13 protein-coding genes are annotated in these 16,657 nt (G+C 53.0%); 6 read left to right on the top strand and 7 right to left on the bottom strand.

From position 1 onward, the window contains the following. Positions 1 to 6: 6 nt before the first annotated feature. Together ltaE and poxB are read right to left on the bottom strand one after the other, a co-directional pair. On the bottom strand, positions 7 to 1,008 hold the full coding sequence (ltaE, locus tag MRY16398_RS19655) for a low-specificity L-threonine aldolase (RefSeq protein ID WP_107222897.1): 1,002 nt from the start codon (positions 1,006 to 1,008) through the stop codon (positions 7 to 9). A 153-nt stretch (positions 1,009 to 1,161) separates the two neighbouring features. Then, positions 1,162 to 2,880: a ubiquinone-dependent pyruvate dehydrogenase gene (poxB, locus tag MRY16398_RS19650; RefSeq protein WP_125125048.1), complete on the bottom strand. Its 1,719-nt coding sequence runs from the start codon at positions 2,878 to 2,880 to the stop codon at positions 1,162 to 1,164. Positions 2,881 to 3,032: 152 nt separating this feature from the next. On the opposite strand from poxB, the gene MRY16398_RS19645 reads away from it, so the two are divergent. After that, entirely contained in the window at positions 3,033 to 3,464 is a 432-nt protein-coding gene (locus MRY16398_RS19645; RefSeq protein ID WP_039078517.1) for a DoxX family protein, read from the top strand. Positions 3,465 to 3,522: 58 nt separating this feature from the next. Here the strand turns inward: MRY16398_RS19645 and hcr are convergent, their stop codons facing one another. The 3 genes from hcr to aqpZ form a co-directional block, all read right to left on the bottom strand. Then, complete coding sequence (gene hcr / locus MRY16398_RS19640; RefSeq protein ID WP_107222896.1) at positions 3,523 to 4,491, bottom strand: NADH oxidoreductase; 969 nt, start codon at positions 4,489 to 4,491, stop codon at positions 3,523 to 3,525. 10 nt (positions 4,492 to 4,501) lie between these two features. After that, on the bottom strand, positions 4,502 to 6,154 hold the full coding sequence (gene hcp, locus MRY16398_RS19635; protein WP_103245785.1) for a hydroxylamine reductase: 1,653 nt from the start codon (positions 6,152 to 6,154) through the stop codon (positions 4,502 to 4,504). 339 nt (positions 6,155 to 6,493) lie between these two features. Continuing rightward, positions 6,494 to 7,189: an aquaporin Z gene (gene aqpZ, locus MRY16398_RS19630; protein ID WP_079498330.1), complete on the bottom strand. Its 696-nt coding sequence runs from the start codon at positions 7,187 to 7,189 to the stop codon at positions 6,494 to 6,496. A gap of 348 nt (positions 7,190 to 7,537) precedes the next feature. On the opposite strand from aqpZ, the gene MRY16398_RS19625 reads away from it, so the two are divergent. Then, the gene (locus tag MRY16398_RS19625) at positions 7,538 to 9,196 is read left to right on the top strand and encodes an ATP-dependent endonuclease (protein WP_039078521.1); all 1,659 of its coding nucleotides are present in this window, start codon (positions 7,538 to 7,540) and stop codon (positions 9,194 to 9,196) included. Here the strand turns inward: MRY16398_RS19625 and MRY16398_RS19620 are convergent. Further along, positions 9,193 to 10,146, bottom strand: coding sequence for a VirK/YbjX family protein (locus tag MRY16398_RS19620; RefSeq protein WP_071196078.1), 954 nt, complete (start codon positions 10,144 to 10,146; stop codon positions 9,193 to 9,195). The genes MRY16398_RS19625 and MRY16398_RS19620 overlap by 4 nt on opposite strands. A 161-nt stretch (positions 10,147 to 10,307) precedes the next feature. On the opposite strand from MRY16398_RS19620, the gene macA reads away from it, so the two are divergent. Both macA and macB read left to right on the top strand, forming a co-directional pair. Further along, positions 10,308 to 11,423 (top strand): macrolide transporter subunit MacA, encoded by a 1,116-nt coding sequence (gene macA / locus MRY16398_RS19615; protein WP_071196079.1) that lies wholly within the window; start codon positions 10,308 to 10,310, stop codon positions 11,421 to 11,423. Continuing rightward, on the top strand, positions 11,420 to 13,363 hold the full coding sequence (gene macB / locus MRY16398_RS19610) for a macrolide ABC transporter ATP-binding protein/permease MacB (RefSeq protein WP_110295639.1): 1,944 nt from the start codon (positions 11,420 to 11,422) through the stop codon (positions 13,361 to 13,363). The genes macA and macB overlap by 4 nt, the downstream gene beginning before the upstream one ends. A 65-nt stretch (positions 13,364 to 13,428) precedes the next feature. Here macB and cspD read toward each other — a convergent pair whose 3' ends face one another. Beyond that, the gene (gene cspD, locus MRY16398_RS19605) at positions 13,429 to 13,650 is read right to left on the bottom strand and encodes a cold shock-like protein CspD (RefSeq protein WP_039078525.1); all 222 of its coding nucleotides are present in this window, start codon (positions 13,648 to 13,650) and stop codon (positions 13,429 to 13,431) included. A gap of 327 nt (positions 13,651 to 13,977) precedes the next feature. On the opposite strand from cspD, the gene clpS reads away from it, so the two are divergent. Together clpS and clpA are read left to right on the top strand one after the other, a co-directional pair. Then, positions 13,978 to 14,298 carry an ATP-dependent Clp protease adapter ClpS gene (gene clpS / locus MRY16398_RS19600; protein WP_039078526.1) on the top strand — a complete coding sequence of 107 codons (321 nt, stop codon included), beginning with the start codon at positions 13,978 to 13,980 and terminating at the stop codon, positions 14,296 to 14,298. Positions 14,299 to 14,328: 30 nt separating this feature from the next. Continuing rightward, positions 14,329 to 16,608 carry an ATP-dependent Clp protease ATP-binding subunit ClpA gene (gene clpA, locus MRY16398_RS19595; RefSeq protein WP_039078527.1) on the top strand — a complete coding sequence of 760 codons (2,280 nt, stop codon included), beginning with the start codon at positions 14,329 to 14,331 and terminating at the stop codon, positions 16,606 to 16,608. Positions 16,609 to 16,657: the final 49 nt, after the last annotated feature.

Raw genomic sequence — 16,657 nt, 5'->3', positions numbered from 1 at the left:
TGCTCCTTAACGCTGCAAAAACGCCTGCCAGTGAGAAACAACATCGGCAAGCTGATCGCGGCTGACGTCCAGATGGGTCACCAGGCGCACAATCGGCGAAGCGTTAATCAGCACATCGCGCTCACGCATAAAGGCTCCGAGCGCCGCCGCGTTTTCTTCCCCTACGCGGACAAACAGCATATTGGTGTCATTGCGCATCACGTCGGCGCCAATTTCACGCAACTGTGCCGCCAGCCAGGCCGCGTTATCGTGATCGTCTTTCAGCCGCTGGACATTGTGCTCAAGCGCATAGAGACCGGCTGCCGCCAGTATTCCCGCCTGACGCATGCCGCCGCCGGTCATTTTACGCCAGCGCGTAGCGCGCCTGATGTAATCCTTGCTTCCCACCAGCAGTGACCCGACGGGCGTGCCAAGACCTTTAGAGAGGCAAATAGTAAACGAGTCGCAATATTGGGTGATGTCGCGCAACGCACAGCCATATTCCACCACTGCATTGAAAATACGCGCGCCATCAACATGCAGCGCAAGATTGCGCTGGCGGGTAAACTCCCACGCCTGACGCAGGTAGTCGCGTGGCAGGACTTTACCGTTGTGAGTGTTTTCCAGGCTTAACAGGCGGGTGCGGGCAAAGTGGATATCGTCCGGCTTGATTTTCATGGCCACTTTATCGAGCGGCAGGCTGCCGTCCGGTGCGGCGTCGATAGGCTGCGGCTGGATACTGCCCAGAACGGCAGCGCCACCGGCTTCGTACAGGTAATTATGTGCGGCCTGGCCAACAATGTACTCTTCGCCGCGCTCGCAGTGGCTGAGCAATGCCACCAGGTTTGCCTGGGTACCCGTAGGCAGAAACAGCGCGGCTTCCTTACCGCCCAGCGCAGCCGCGTAACGCTGCAGTTCATTGACGGTCGGGTCATCCCCGTAAACATCGTCCCCGACGGGCGCTGCCAGCATATGTTCCAGCATGGCGCGCCCCGGGCGGGTGACGGTATCACTGCGTAAATCGATCATGGCACTTCCTTATTTACACGTCATCCCTCAGGCTGCCTCTGTGCAGGCTGTGCCCGCTAACCCCCGTCGCATTGTTATCTCCGCGTCTGGGGTTAGAAGACGTGCCATCCTGATACATCATGAAGGATTTTGTGTCGAGACAAAAAGGATGTTTTACCTGAGCCAGTTCGTTTTCGCCAGTTCCATCACCTCATCGCCACGTCCGTTGATAATGGCGCGCAGCATATAAAGGCTAAAGCCTTTGGCCTGTTCCAGTTTGATCTGCGGTGGGATGGCCAGCTCTTCTTTGGCGACCACCACATCCACCAGCACCGGGCCATCAATGGAGAAAGCCCGTTGGAGAGCCTCATCCACATCGGCGGATTTTTCCACCCGGATACCGGTAATCCCGCACGCTTCGGCAATTCGGGCAAAATTGGTATCGTGCAGTTCCGTGCCATCGGTGAGATACCCGCCAGCCTTCATCTCCATCGCCACAAAGCCAAGCACGCTATTGTTAAAAACGATGATTTTGACAGGCAGCTTCATTTGCACCACCGAGAGAAAATCCCCCATCAGCATGCTGAAACCACCATCGCCGCACATCGCCACAACCTGCCGTTGTGGGTAGGTTGCTTTCGCCCCCAGTGCCTGGGGCATCGCATTGGCCATCGAACCGTGGTTGAACGATCCCAGCAGGCGGCGCTTACCGTTCATTTTCAGATAACGTGCAGCCCAGACGGTCGGTGTGCCTACATCGCAGGTGAAGATGGCGTCGTCGCTGGCGAAATGGCTGATCTGTTGCGCCAGATATTGCGGGTGGATGGCTTTCTCACTGGGTTTTGCCAGATCGTCCAGCCCCTTACGCGCATCGCGATAGTGCTCCAGCGCTTTGTCCAGAAAACGGCGATCGGTTTTTTCTTCCAGCAGCGGGAGCAGGGCGGTGAGGGTGGCATTGATATCACCCACCAGCGCCATGTCTACCTTGCTGTGGGCGCCAATGCTGCCTGGATTGATATCAATTTGAATGATTTTGGCATCCGTGGGATAAAACGCCCGATAGGGGAACTGGGTACCGAGCAGGATTAACGTATCGGCATTCATCATGGTGTGAAAACCCGACGAGAAGCTAATCAACCCGGTCATGCCAACATCGTACGGGTTGTCATACTCCACATGCTCTTTACCGCGCATGGCATGCACGACAGGCGCTTTCAACTTACCGGCAAACTCGATCAACGCACTATGTGCGCCCGCACAGCCACTGCCGCACATCAGGGCGATGTTGCTGGAGTAGCGCAGCAACTGCGCCAGTTTTTTCAACTCTTCCTCAGCGGGTACTACCACTGGTTGTGGGGCCGGATACCAGTGGCTGCTGGCGCTCTCTGGTGCCGGTTTCAACGCCACATCTCCGGGTATGACGACAACGGAAACACCACGGTTAAGTATGGCTTTGCGCATGGCGATGGCCAGCACCTGCGGGATCTGTTCGGGGGTCGAAACCAGCTCACAATAGTGACTGCATTCGCGGAACAACTCCTGCGGATGGGTCTCCTGAAAGTAGCCGCTGCCGATTTCGCTTGAAGGAATGTGAGCGGCAATCGCCAGCACAGGTACGTGGTTGCGATGGCAGTCGAACAGCCCGTTAATCAAATGCAGGTTGCCAGGCCCGCAGGAGCCAGCACAGACGGCCAGCTCACCGGTAAGTTGCGCTTCCGCGCCTGCCGCAAATGCAGCAACTTCTTCATGGCGCGTGGACATCCAGTCTATGGTGCCCATGCGGTTAAGGCTGTCGCTTAATCCGTTTAACGAATCTCCGGTTACACCCCAGATGCGTTTCACCCCTGCCTGCTCAAGTGTTCTGGCGATATAAGCGGCTACAGTCTGTTTCATCGTTACGCCTCCATCTTATTGTTCCGTCTACAAGCGTAGTCGATGAAATGTCATTATTTGTGCGTAAATTGCCCCTTATTAGTTAGGGCTTTATTTATTTTTGGATTAGGAATAATCTGCATACAGTCGAATAAAAATAGGAATCATTTCAAATGGTTAAATCTATGTTAGGTTCTGTTAATAAGATGTTGGCACACGAAGACTTTGGTCGTTTATTGCTGCGTTTGACTGTCGGTGGATTGATGTTGTTCCACGGATTGCACAAGCTCATCGGCGGTATTGATGGCATCGCGGGTATGCTGGTGGCGAAAGGATTGCCTGGTTTTATCGCTTACGGTGTGCTGATTGGCGAAGTGGTTTGCCCAGCCCTGATCATTTTGGGCATTCTGGTCCGTCCGGCAGCGCTGGTGCTGGCATTTACAATGGTCGTTGCCTGGTTGATGGTGGGTATTAACAACACGGCAATGTTGGATAAGACGGGCGCATGGGCGATCGAAAGCCTGGTCTATTTCTTTGTTGCCGCACTGGCACTGGCCTTCCTGGGCGCGGGGCGTTACTCCGTTGCGCCAGCCGAGTGGCGTTAAGGTTTTAAAAAAGCCCTCCCTGAAAAGGAAGGGCTTTTGCTTAACAGGGTACTGGCGGTTATGCCAGTACCAGATCGCTTTCCGGGTGACAGGAGCAGGCCAGAACATAACCCTCAGCAATTTCCTGTGGTGTTAATGTCATGGTGCTGGTGACGCTGTACTTACCGGACATCACTTTCGTTTTGCAAGACCCGCAGACACCCGCACGACAGGCCGCATTGACCGGCACCTTGTTACTTTCGAATGCTTCCAGCAACGTAGTGCCAATCGGACCGTAGAACGTTTTCGCCGGCTGTAGTTTGGTGAATGTCAGACCGCTGGTTGCCGCTTCTGCCACCGGGGTGAAGAACTTCTCATTAAAGAACTGCGTCACACCCAGAGCTTTAACGTCTTTCTCAACCTGGTCCATATAAGGCGCTGGACCACAGGTCATGACGGTACGGGCAGCAAGGTCCGGGACGCTGCGCAGGATCTCTTGCGTCAGGCGACCGGCAAGGAAGCCAGCCGTGGCGTTGTTTTCCGCCACCAGGGTAACCGGGTAGTTTTTCCACTCATCGGCAAAAATCACATCCTGGGGTGAGCGCACGCTAAAAATAACCTGCACATCAACCTGTGGACGGTATTTTGCCAGCCAGCGGCGCATCGACATGATCGGTGTTACCCCGCAGCCCGCCGCCAGCAAGAGTAATTTATCACTGGCTTTGTTGTCGCAGGTGAACTCCCCTTGCGCATCAGACAGCCAGAGATAATCGCCGCGTTTGACGTCTCGCGTCAGCCACTCTGAGCCCAGACCGCCATCAAGACGACGGATGGTCAGCGTGATGTATTCGCTGACGCCCGGCGTGGAGGAGATCGTATAGGCACGCATCTGCTCAGCGCTGTTGCGAATACTGACCAGCGCATATTGTCCCGCGCGGTACGGGTAATAATCGTGGCATAACAGCGACAGCGTCCAGACATCCGGTGTTTCTTGTTGGATGTGGTGAACCTGCATACGCCACGGACACTGCGGGGTTGGCATCGTCATTCTCTACTCCTTACGCGCCCAGTAACTGCTGCATATCCTGCTCTACGGTCGTGATTGAACGCAGACCGAATTTCTCATTCAGTACTGCCAGCAGATCTGGCGTCAGGAAGCCTGGCGCCGTTGGGCCGGTCACGATATTGGTGACGCCGAGTGAGAGCAGGGTCAGCAGAATCACAATTGCTTTCTGTTCAAACCAGGAAAGCACCAGTGACAGCGGCAGGTCGTTCACGCCACAGCCCAGTTTTTCCGCCAGCGTGACGGCAAGAATAATGGCCGAGTAGGCGTCGTTACACTGACCGGCATCCACCAGACGCGGCAGGCCTTCGATATTGCCGAAGTCCAGCTTGTTAAAGCGGTATTTACCGCACGCCAGGGTCAGGATCAGGCAGTCATCCGGTACGCTGGTGGCGAAGTCGGTAAAGTAGTTACGTTCACCGCGCGCGCCATCACAGCCGCCAAGCAGGAAGATGTGACGCAGTTTTTCACGGCTCACCAAATCAATCAGGGTATCGGCTGCACCGAGCAGCGTCTGACGGCCAAAACCAACGGTGATCAGGTGCTCGATTTCGCTGTACGGGAAGCCTGCCAGTTGTTGTGCCTGATCGATAACGCGGGTGAAGTCATCGCCTTCCAGATGATTGACACCCGGCCAGCCGACGATGCTGCGCGTCCAGATACGGTCATCATAGGAACCGACAGTCGGGTCGATGATGCAGTTAGATGTCATCACGATGGGGCCCGGGAAGCGGGCAAATTCAACCTGCTGATTCTGCCAGCCGCTGCCGTAGTTACCTACCAGATGTTTATATTTACGCAGTTCCGGGTAGCCGTGGGCTGGCAGCATTTCGCCATGGGTATAGACGTTAACACCCGTGCCTTCGGTCTGCTGCAGCAGGTTATGGAGGTCTTTCAGATCGTGACCGGAAATCAGGATGCATTTACCGGCAACCGCTTTTACGTTGACCTGAGTCGGCGTCGGGTGACCGTAGGCGCTGGTTTCGCCCGCATCCAGGATGCTCATCACTTTAAAGTTCATCTGACCGATTTCCATCGAGCAGTTGAGTAGGGCATTCATATCAGCAGGCCAGGTACCCAGCCACGCCATAATTTTATGGTACTGGGCGTAAATCTCGTTGTCGTACTGGCCGAGTACGTGGGCATGCTCCATATAGGCTGCGGCCCCTTTCAGGCCGTACAGGCACAGCAGGCGCAGGCCGAGAATATTTTCACCGATAACCGCTTTATCAATATTTGGTGTGAAGGCTGCCGCCTGACGCTGCAGATCGCCCAGGTCGTCGCTGACCAGTTGCAGTTCTGCCATCGGGTTATCAACCGTGGCTGCCGGATCTTTGCTCAGGCACTGTGCTTTTAAGGCTTCACGGTAGGCAATCGCTTCACGCGCATAGCCAACGATACGCACGGAATCGAAGTTGACGTTTGTCAGCGTAGAGAAGAAGGCGCGCGGGGCAAAGTTGTCGATGTCATGAACGATAATGCCGTATTCACGCGCTTTGCTGGCCCAGGCTGACAGCCCTTGCAGCGCGGCGATCAGCAGATCCTGCAGGTCCGATGTTTCGGCCGTTTTGCCGCACATACCCTGCGCATAAGCGCAGCCATCACCAGCCGGGGTACGGATGGTCTGTTCACATTGCACACAAAACATAGTCACACCTTATAAATTAAAGTTATATTTAAAATGCATGTTTAAGATTATGCTGCTCCCGAAAGGCTTAAAAGATGTTTTTTATGCAATGTGCAGAGAGATTGATTTAGCGCAATTTTAAGGCCGCCAGTCTACCGCTTAAGGGGTAAATGTTAAAACGAGAGAGGGCGCTTAATAATAAAGAGAATTATTAGCAATACTGGCAGGGGCGAAGATACCGGCGTCTCTCTTAAATGAAAAACGCCGGTTGCCGCTTAGAGGCAGAAGGAATGTTCGGAGTAACTGACAACGTAAAACGAAGAGATAAAATAAACCAATAACCTATTGGCTTAATTCGAATTAATCACGTTTTTCCAGCAGAGTGCGATACAAAATCCCCCCAAGGATGCCGCCAATAATTGGCATGACCCAAAATAGCCATAATTGATTTAGCGCCCAGCCACCCTGAAAGAGTGCCACTGCGGTGCTACGTGCCGGGTTAACGGAGGTATTTGTTACAGGGATACTGATCAAATGTATCAGCGTTAAAGCAAGGCCAATGGCAATAGGGGCAAAACCAGCAGGTGCATATTTATCCGTCGCGCCGAGAATAACTAACAGGAAGCCACAAGTCAGAACAACTTCTATTATGATGGCTGAGGTCATGGAATATTGACCAGGAGAATGTTCGCCGTAGCCATTTGACGCAAAGCCGCTGGCGACAGCATCAAAGCCCGCTTTACCGCTGGCAATCAGGTATAGCACACCGGCAGCAATTATCCCGCCTGCCAGTTGCGCAATAATATAGCCGATAATCTCTTTTGCCGGGAAACGACCACCCGCCCATAACCCCAGGGTTACGGCGGGATTAAAATGCCCACCAGAAATATGCCCGACAGCGTAAGCCATCGTTAATACGGTTAAACCAAATGCCAGCGCTACGCCAACAAAACCAATTCCCAGTTCTGGGAATGCCGCAGCTAATACCGCGCTCCCGCAACCACCAAATACCAGCCAGAATGTCCCGAAACATTCCGCCGCTAATTTTCTAAACATAATATCCTCAATAAAAATCTACATCCTGTGAAGACAGCCAAAAACATTTTTCTGGCTGCTGTGTCACTATTTTAGAAATAATGACGCGTGAGAACCAGCCAAATAAATGGCTTAAATTTGATTTAAGGCAAAATGATGATAATAGCCTTTCGATGAACGAAGAAACGCAGCAGGAAATTATTTCGAATGAAATAAGCCATGCGCTAAAAAATTAAACCATAAGCGCGTCGATACACTGGCTCACATTCAAAGATGCTTAATCTATGATAAATACGGTGTTTTGCCCCGTTTCATGCCGCTATACTTGAGCTAACTTAATGGAAAAAAGACATATTTCCCGGAGGGGCTATGATTCTGGAGCGCGTAGAGATTGTCGGGTTTCGCGGTATCAATCGGCTATCGCTGATGCTGGAACAAACCAACGTCCTGATCGGGGAAAATGCCTGGGGTAAATCAAGCCTGCTGGATGCGCTGACGTTGTTGCTCTCGCCGGAAACAGATTTATATCATTTTGTACGTGAAGATTTTTGGTTTCCGCCGGGAGATATTCAGGGGCGGGAACACCATCTGCACATTATCCTGACGTTTCGTGAATCCGAACCGGGGCGGTACCGTACACGCCGTTATCGACCGCTTCAGCCCTGCTGGGTGCCCAGCGATGATGGCTATCAACGTCTGTTTTACCGTCTGGAAGGGGAACTGGCGCAAGATGAGAGCGTCATGACGCTACGAAGCTTTCTTGATGCCCAGGGGCACCCGCTGATACTCGACGATATTGATGACCTGGCGCGCCATCTTATCCGCCTGATGCCGGTGCTACGTCTGCGTGATGCGCGTTTTATGCGACGTATCCGTAATGGTTCGCTGCCGCAGACGCTGGAAGTAGAAGCAACCGCGCGTCAGCTTGATTTTCTCTCACGGGAACTGGTGACCCATCCGCAAAACCTGACGGACGGGCAAATTCGCCACGGGCTTTCAGCCATGGTGCAACTGCTGGAGCACTATTTTGCTGAACAGGGCAGCGGTCCATCCCATCAGCGCCTGATGCGCCGTCGCTCTCACGATGAGCAGCGTAGCTGGCGTTACCTCGATATCATTAACCGTATGATCGATAAACCCGGCGGCCGTATGTACCGGGTCATTCTGTTAGGCTTTTTTGCGACGTTGTTACAGGCCAAAGGGACAGTGCGCCTGGACCGCGACGCCCGACCGCTTCTGTTGGTTGAAGATCCGGAAACACGACTGCACCCCATTATGCTTTCCGTCGCCTGGCAATTACTCAACTTGCTGCCGTTACAGCAAATCACGACCACTAACTCAGGAGAACTGCTTTCGCTCACCCCTGTTGAGCATGTATGCCGCCTTGTGAGGGAGTCTTCACGGGTTGCTGCATGGCGGCTGGGGCCGGGCGGCATGAACGCAGAGGAGGGGCGGCGTATTGCCTTCCATATTCGTTTTAACCGTGCATCGGCGCTGTTTGCCCGCTGTTGGCTTCTGGTAGAAGGGGAAACGGAGACCTGGGTGATTAACGAACTGGCACGTCAGTGCGGGCACCATTTCGACGCGGAAGGGATTAAGGTTATTGAGTTCGCCCAGTCCGGGTTAAAGCCCTTGATCAAATTCGCCAGACGCATGGGCATTGAATGGCATGTGCTGGTCGACGGGGATGAAGCGGGCAAAAAATACGCGGCAACGGTGCGCGGTCTGCTGAACGAGGAACGTGACCAGGTGCGTGAGCACTTAACCGAACTGCCGGCGCTGGACATGGAGCATTTTATGTTTCGCGAGGGGTTTGACGATGTGTATCGCCGTGTGGCGCAGTTGCCTGAAAATGTGCCGATGAATATGCGGCGTATCATTATCAAAGCGATTCATCGTTCGTCGAAACCCGACTTAGCTATTGAAGTCGCGATGGAAGCGGGGCGGCGGGGCGTGGAGTCGGTGCCATTACTTCTACGTAAGATGTTCTCCCGCGTACTCTGGCTGGCGCGCGGGAGAGCGGATTAACGGTGTAAAATCTGACGCATCTGGTTTTGCAGTGAATCCAGTAAATCATAGCGGCGGCGATACTCCGCGCGTTTTTTACTGGCAATCTCTTCCATGGTTTTTCGCACAATCAACATTGGCAGGCGGAAGGTTCCCTCGGCGGTACGTTCGCCGCTGAGCGATTCCCAGAAGCTGTCGTAGTCGGCGTGCAGCTTGTCCTGTTTTTTCTTGCGGTAGCGCCAGCTCTGGTAAATATGCGTGTCATTACTGACGGCGATAATTTGCTCCATACCCAGGTAAGATGCCAGCTCTGTACAGGCTTCCAGCAGCAGACGTTTAGGAAATAAGCCGTGGCAACTCTTGGTTGCGGCCTGGATAAACTCATGGGGAATATTCGCTTTTGCGCCCTGCAGGCCACCGATAAACAGCGTGCGTTTCCCTTCGTATAGACACAGCGCGAAGGTCATTCCCGCCAGTTGGGTTCGCTGCTCATCGCAAAAAACCAGTGTCGCTTCACCTTCTTTGTCCTGCATCGGGTCCGTATAAAAACGGATAGTATACTGCTCCCCATTCTTGCCGGTTAATTTAGCAAAGGTGACGCCCTGCGGCGTAAAAAAACCTGAACGTACCTCGGTGGGTAAGCGCGCATAAAGGGTTTTGTAATGATAATCGAGCGCGGCGAGTGTTTTTTTCTCGTCGAAGGTTAATGACAGCCACGGGCGATGTAATCGGCAGGGCAAACCCGGCTGGGCATTAAGAATAAGCAATAAATCCGGGTGCTGTGCCAGGCTGGATAGCAGTTTCGCGGTGCCGAGTGGTTTGAGCAAAGAGCGCAGCAGAAATTTTCGCCGATAAGAGGGATTTTTCCAGGCAAAACCTGACATTAATTTGCCACTGGCAAGACGGCAAAAAAGTTGCCAGCCTGTTTTTGCACAGAGTACGGGTGAAGCGATTCCAGCGATAGTGGACATGACACAAACTCGAATTGTAAGCGTAATGTCAATATTTCAACAAAATATGTCTTAACGTCGAATAAATGAATTATGTGAAAAAAAAGAAGATTGGGTTTCGTTGAGCAATTGTTTAATGAATACTGGCATCAATAGAGTCAGTTTGGATATCTGGAAAAGTTATGAATTTGAAGGGAAGAAGTCGAAAAATCTGGCTGGTGCTGATAGTACTGATCGTACTGGCGGCGATATGGCTCTTTAAGCAGTTGAATGCGCCAGTGCCTCACTATCAAACCTTGATCGTTCGCCCGGGCGAATTGCAGCAGAGCGTGCTGGCGACCGGTAAGCTGGATGCTTTGCGCAAAGTTGATGTTGGCGCTCAGGTCAGCGGGCAGCTCAAAACGCTGTCGGTGAATATCGGGGATAAAGTTAAAAAAGATCAACTGCTCGGCGTTATCGATCCGGAACAGGCAACAAACCAGATCAAGGAAGTGGAAGCGACCCTGATGGAGTTGCGTGCGCAACGTCGTCAGGCTCAGGCTGAGCGCAAACTGGCTGCGGTCACGCTCACACGCCAGCAACAACTGGCTAAAACGCATCTTATCTCGCGTCAGGATCTGGACACGGCGATTACCGACCTGGCGGTTAAAGAGGCGCAGATTGGTACTATAGATGCCCAGATTCAGCGTAATCAGGCGACGCTCGACACGGCGAAAGCCAATTTTGATTACACCCGCATTGTTGCGCCTATGGCGGGTGAGGTGACGGAAATCACCACCTTGCAGGGCCAGACGGTCATTGCCGCTCAGCAGGCTCCGAATATTCTGACCCTCGCCGATATGAGTACCATGCTGGTGAAAGCGCAGGTATCCGAGGCTGATGTCATCCACCTCAAACCGGGACAAAAGGCCTGGTTTACCGTACTGGGTGACCCGGACACCCGCTATGAAGGCAAACTTAAGGATATTCTCCCCACGCCGCAGAAAGTGAATGACGCCATTTTTTACTATGCGCGTTTTGAGGTGCCTAACCCGCAAGGCATTCTTCGTCTGGAAATGACGGCGCAGGTACATATTCAGTTAACGGGTGTGAAAAATGTCCTTACTGTGCCGCTTGCCGCGTTAGGCGATCCGGTGGGTGATAACCGCTACAAAGTGAAAGTGCTACGTAACGGTGAAGTGCGCGATCGTGAAGTGACGCTGGGTGCCCGCAATGATACTGATGCTGAGGTGACAAAAGGGCTGGATGCCGGAGAGGAGGTGGTCATTTCGGAAATCAAACCGGGGGCTAATAAATGACGGCGTTGCTCGAACTTAAAGGCATTCGCCGTAGTTATCCTTCCGGTGACGGGCAGGTAGAGGTTCTTAAAGGCATTACCCTTGATATCCATGCCGGCGAGATGGTGGCGATTGTCGGGGCTTCCGGGTCCGGCAAATCAACATTAATGAATATCCTGGGTTGCCTGGATAAGCCGACCAGCGGCAGCTATCGGGTTGCGGGGATTGATATTGCAACGCTCAATGGCGATGCGCTGGCCAGGCTGCGCCGGGAACACTTCGGTTTCATCTTTCAACGCTATCACCTATTGTCGCATCTTACGGCCGCGCAGAACGTCGAAGTTCCCGCCGTTTATGCAGGCGTTGATCGTAAGGCACGTCTGGCGCGGGCAAAGGAGCTACTGGCGCGACTGGGCTTAGATGAACGGATGGAATATCCGCCGTCGCAGCTCTCAGGTGGGCAACAGCAGCGCGTTAGTATCGCGCGCGCCCTGATGAACGGCGGGCAGGTTATCCTTGCTGACGAACCTACCGGCGCACTGGATAGCCATTCGGGTGAAGAGGTGATGGCTATCCTGCATCAGCTTCGCGATCGTGGTCACACGGTCATTATCGTCACCCACGATGCGGACATTGCCGCGCAGGCTGAAAGAGTTATCGAAATCCGCGATGGCGAGATAATTAAGAATCCTCCCTCTACGAAGCACGACAACGCGCCGAAGACAATGAGTGCAGGGACGGAACCCGGCAACTGGCGACAATTCTCCGGGCGTTTGCAGGAAGCGCTGATGATGGCGTGGCGGGCGATGGCGGCAAATAAGATGCGTACCTTGCTCACCATGCTCGGCATCATTATTGGCATTGCCTCGGTGGTGTCGATTGTGGTGGTGGGCGATGCCGCTAAACAACTGGTACTGGCTGATATTCGAGCCATCGGCACCAACACCATTGATGTCTACCCCGGTAAAGATTTCGGCGATGACGACCCTCAGTATCAGCAGGCGCTGAAATACGACGATATGGTCGCCATCCAAAAGCAGCCATGGGTGCGCTCGGCCACGCCATCTGTCTCGCAAAACGTGCGCCTGCGCAGTGGAAACATTGATGTGGCGGCCAGCGCGAATGGCGTTAGCGGTCAGTATTTCAACGTCTATGGCATGACCTTTAGCGAAGGGAACACCTTCAACAGCGAGCAGGAAAAAGGACGGGCACAGGTGGTGGTTCTCGATAGCAATACGCGTCGTCAGCTCTTCCCGAACAAAGCGCAGGTTACCGGCGAAGTGATTCTGGTGGGAAATATGCCCGCCACGGTGATTGGTGTGGCAGAAGAGAAGCAGTCAATGTTTGGCAGCAGTAAGATTTTGCGCGTCTGGTTGCCTTATCCCACCCTCTCGGCCCGCGTTCTGGGCCAGTCCTGGTTGAACTCCATTACCGTGCGAGTCAATGAAGGTTACAGCAGTGAGCAGGCGGAGCAGCAGCTTACGCGGTTGCTGTCATTACGCCACGGCAAAAAGGATTTCTTCACCTGGAATATGGACGGTGTATTGAAAACGGCAGAAAAGACCACACGTACTCTTCAGCTGTTTTTAACGTTGGTTGCGGTAATCTCACTTCTGGTTGGCGGTATTGGTGTAATGAATATTATGCTGGTATCAGTAACGGAACGAACCCGAGAGATTGGTATCCGCATGGCGGTGGGTGCGAGGGCGAGCGATGTACTGGCGCAGTTTTTGATTGAAGCCGTGCTGGTATGTCTGGTGGGGGGCGCGCTGGGTGTGGCACTCTCGATGGCTATCGCTTTCACGCTGCAATTGTTCCTGCCGGGTTGGGAGATAGGCTTTTCGCCAGTTGCGCTATTGACGGCCTTTATCTGCTCAACCTTTACTGGCGTGCTGTTTGGCTGGTTGCCAGCCCGCAGCGCGGCGCGACTGGACCCGGTGGATGCGCTGGCTCGCGAGTAAATAAAAATGCCAGTCGACTGGACTGGCATTTTAACTGCGGCATGTACACAATGAAGAAAGCGCCGTCAGGCGACGGCTTCTGCTTCTACGGGCACGATGAGACTGGCATGATTGCCTTTAGGGCCCTGATGTACATCAAACCGGACGGTTTGCCCGGCTTTTAGCGTTCTGTAACCATCCATCTGAATGGTGGAGTAATGTGCGAAGATATCTTCGCCGCCGCCTTCGGGGCAAATGAAACCAAACCCTTTGGCATTATTGAACCACTTAACAGTACCCGTTTCCATGCTTCGACATCCTTCGTAAATCTTATTTAAGTAAGATGGAATGAACCGGTGGCAGAGTGTGGGTTTGTTCAAAACCTCGCCAACTCTCGCCTGTACAATTTAGAGAAATCAGGCATCGCGTCAAGCGTTTGGCAGGGGTTATGCGGGGTGCATCAATCAAAAATTTGAAGCAGTTAACGCTATTGGAGGGGTTTGTGACAGCCGTCGCGGATGACAACGATAGATGATAGTTATCTAACACCTGATGTAGATTAAAAATACATCTAGACTCATGTAATCGGCCGATTGATTTGGGTCGGAACCTGTAACCTAAGATGAAAACTGACGATGGGCAAGACCAATAACTGGCTGGATTTTGACCACCTGGCGGATGAAAAACTGCGTGACGCGCTAAAGCCGCCATCCATGTATAAAGTTATGTTAATGAACGATGATTACACGCCAATGGAATTTGTTATTGACGTGCTACAAAAGTTCTTTTCTTATGATGTAGAACGTGCAACGCAATTGATGCTGACTGTGCACTATCGTGGAAAGGCAATTTGTGGTGTTTTCACCGCAGAAGTCGCAGAAACGAAAGTGTCGATGGTTAATAAATATGCCAGGGAAAACGAGCATCCGTTGTTGTGTACGCTGGAAAGAGCCTGAATGCAGGCATAAAACTTGGGGGAGGTGCCAATGCTCAATCAAGAACTGGAACTCAGTTTAAACATGGCTTTCGCCAGAGCGCGTGAGCACCGACATGAGTTTATGACCGTCGAACACCTGTTACTGGCATTGCTCAGTAACCCCTCGGCCCGCGAAGCGCTGGAAGCGTGTTCTGTGGACCTGGTGGCGTTGCGACAGGAACTCGAAGCCTTCATCGAACAAACCACACCCGTCCTGCCGATGAGTGAAGAGGAGCGCGATACTCAACCGACGCTCAGCTTCCAGCGTGTCTTACAGCGCGCGGTGTTTCACGTTCAGTCCTCCGGTCGTAGCGAAGTTTCCGGGGCGAACGTGCTGGTTGCCATTTTCAGCGAGCAGGAGTCGCAAGCGGCTTATCTGCTACGCAAACATGAAGTGAGCCGCCTTGACGTGGTTAACTTCATCTCTCACGGCACACGTAAAGACGAGCCGGGACAATCCTCTTCTGATTCAAGCAGTCAGGCGAATAATGAAGAGCAAGCAGGCGGGGAGGAACGTATGGAAAACTTCACCACCAATCTCAATCAGCTTGCTCGTGTCGGCGGTATTGACCCGTTGATTGGGCGTGACAAAGAGCTTGAGCGCACTGTTCAGGTTCTCTGTCGTCGCCGTAAAAATAACCCGTTGTTGGTGGGAGAATCCGGTGTCGGTAAGACGGCGATTGCCGAAGGTCTGGCATGGCGTATTGTGCAGGGTGACGTGCCTGAAATTATGGCCGATTGCACCGTCTATTCGCTGGATATCGGTTCTCTGCTGGCGGGCACCAAATACCGCGGTGACTTTGAGAAGCGTTTCAAAGCGCTGTTGAAACAGCTTGAGCAGGACAGCAACAGCATTCTGTTTATCGACGAAATTCACACCATTATTGGTGCGGGTGCCGCGTCGGGTGGACAGGTGGATGCCGCTAACCTGATCAAACCGTTGCTCTCCAGCGGTAAGATTCGCGTGATGGGGTCGACGACCTATCAGGAATTCAGCAACATTTTTGAGAAAGACCGTGCGCTGGCGCGTCGTTTCCAGAAAATTGATATTACTGAACCCTCTGTCGAAGAGACTGTGCAGATTATCAATGGCCTGAAACCGAAATACGAAGCACACCATGACGTGCGCTACACCGCGAAAGCGGTGCGTGCGGCGGTGGAGCTGGCGGTGAAATACATCAACGATCGTCATCTGCCGGATAAAGCGATTGATGTGATTGACGAAGCTGGCGCGCGTGCACGACTGATGCCCGTCAGCAAGCGTAAAAAAACCATCAACGTGGCGGATATCGAATCGGTGGTGGCCCGCATCGCGCGTATTCCTGAGAAGAGTGTGTCGCAAAGCGATCGCGATACGCTGAAAAATCTCGGCGATCGCCTGAAAATGCTGGTCTTTGGGCAGGATAAAGCCATTGAGGCATTAACCGAAGCCATCAAGATGAGCCGTGCGGGTCTGGGCCACGATCATAAGCCGGTCGGTTCCTTCCTGTTTGCCGGTCCTACCGGAGTCGGGAAAACCGAGGTGACGGTCCAGCTTTCCAAAGCGCTGGGTATCGAACTGCTGCGTTTTGATATGTCCGAATATATGGAGCGTCATACCGTCAGCCGTTTGATTGGTGCGCCTCCAGGATATGTCGGCTTTGATCAGGGCGGCTTACTGACGGATGCGGTCATTAAACATCCTCATGCGGTCCTGCTGCTTGATGAGATCGAGAAAGCGCATCCGGATGTCTTTAACCTGCTGTTGCAGGTCATGGATAACGGTACGCTGACCGATAACAACGGGCGCAAAGCGGACTTCCGCAATGTGGTGCTGGTGATGACCACTAACGCCGGGGTGCGTGAAACCGAACGTAAATCGATTGGTCTTATCCACCAGGATAACAGTACCGATGCGATGGAAGAGATCAAAAAGATCTTTACGCCGGAGTTCCGCAACCGTCTGGACAACATCATCTGGTTCGATCACTTGTCGACTGAGGTGATCCATCAGGTGGTCGACAAATTTATCGTCGAGCTCCAGGTGCAGTTGGATCAGAAAGGCGTGTCGCTGGAAGTCAGTCAGGATGCCCGCAACTGGCTGGCGGAAAAAGGCTATGACCGTGCGATGGGGGCACGTCCAATGGGACGCGTCATCCAGGATAACCTGAAAAAACCGCTCGCCAATGAACTGCTGTTTGGTTCGCTGGTTGATGGCGGCCAGGTAACGGTAACACTGGATAAAGAGAAAGATGAGCTGAAATATGACTTCCAGAGTGCACAAAAGCACAAACCGGAAGCCGCACATTAATCTTCCTGCCTGAAATAAAAAACCGGACTGATGTCCGGTTTTTTTATGC

It is taken from the genome of Phytobacter sp. MRY16-398, assembly GCF_003925915.1.
Classification (GTDB): domain Bacteria; phylum Pseudomonadota; class Gammaproteobacteria; order Enterobacterales; family Enterobacteriaceae; genus Phytobacter; species Phytobacter diazotrophicus.
The sequence above is the reverse complement of the archived record's forward strand: the minus strand, read 5'-3'. Positions and strand labels throughout refer to the sequence as shown.

What these genes read in the sequence shown, in the direction of transcription:
- cspD (WP_039078525.1), bottom strand. Translation starts at nt 13,650, where the DNA reads ATGGAAACGGGTACTGTTAAGTGGTTCAATAATGCCAAAGGGTTTGGT.
- poxB (WP_125125048.1), bottom strand. Translation starts at nt 2,880, where the DNA reads ATGAAACAGACTGTAGCCGCTTATATCGCCAGAACACTTGAGCAGGCA.
- ltaE (WP_107222897.1), bottom strand. Translation starts at nt 1,008, where the DNA reads ATGATCGATTTACGCAGTGATACCGTCACCCGCCCGGGGCGCGCCATG.
- clpA (WP_039078527.1), top strand. Translation starts at nt 14,329, where the DNA reads ATGCTCAATCAAGAACTGGAACTCAGTTTAAACATGGCTTTCGCCAGA.
- macA (WP_071196079.1), top strand. Translation starts at nt 10,308, where the DNA reads ATGAATTTGAAGGGAAGAAGTCGAAAAATCTGGCTGGTGCTGATAGTA.
- clpS (WP_039078526.1), top strand. Translation starts at nt 13,978, where the DNA reads ATGGGCAAGACCAATAACTGGCTGGATTTTGACCACCTGGCGGATGAA.
- hcr (WP_107222896.1), bottom strand. Translation starts at nt 4,491, where the DNA reads ATGACGATGCCAACCCCGCAGTGTCCGTGGCGTATGCAGGTTCACCAC.
- MRY16398_RS19625 (WP_039078521.1), top strand. Translation starts at nt 7,538, where the DNA reads ATGATTCTGGAGCGCGTAGAGATTGTCGGGTTTCGCGGTATCAATCGG.
- hcp (WP_103245785.1), bottom strand. Translation starts at nt 6,154, where the DNA reads ATGTTTTGTGTGCAATGTGAACAGACCATCCGTACCCCGGCTGGTGAT.
- MRY16398_RS19620 (WP_071196078.1), bottom strand. Translation starts at nt 10,146, where the DNA reads ATGTCCACTATCGCTGGAATCGCTTCACCCGTACTCTGTGCAAAAACA.
- macB (WP_110295639.1), top strand. Translation starts at nt 11,420, where the DNA reads ATGACGGCGTTGCTCGAACTTAAAGGCATTCGCCGTAGTTATCCTTCC.
- MRY16398_RS19645 (WP_039078517.1), top strand. Translation starts at nt 3,033, where the DNA reads ATGGTTAAATCTATGTTAGGTTCTGTTAATAAGATGTTGGCACACGAA.
- aqpZ (WP_079498330.1), bottom strand. Translation starts at nt 7,189, where the DNA reads ATGTTTAGAAAATTAGCGGCGGAATGTTTCGGGACATTCTGGCTGGTA.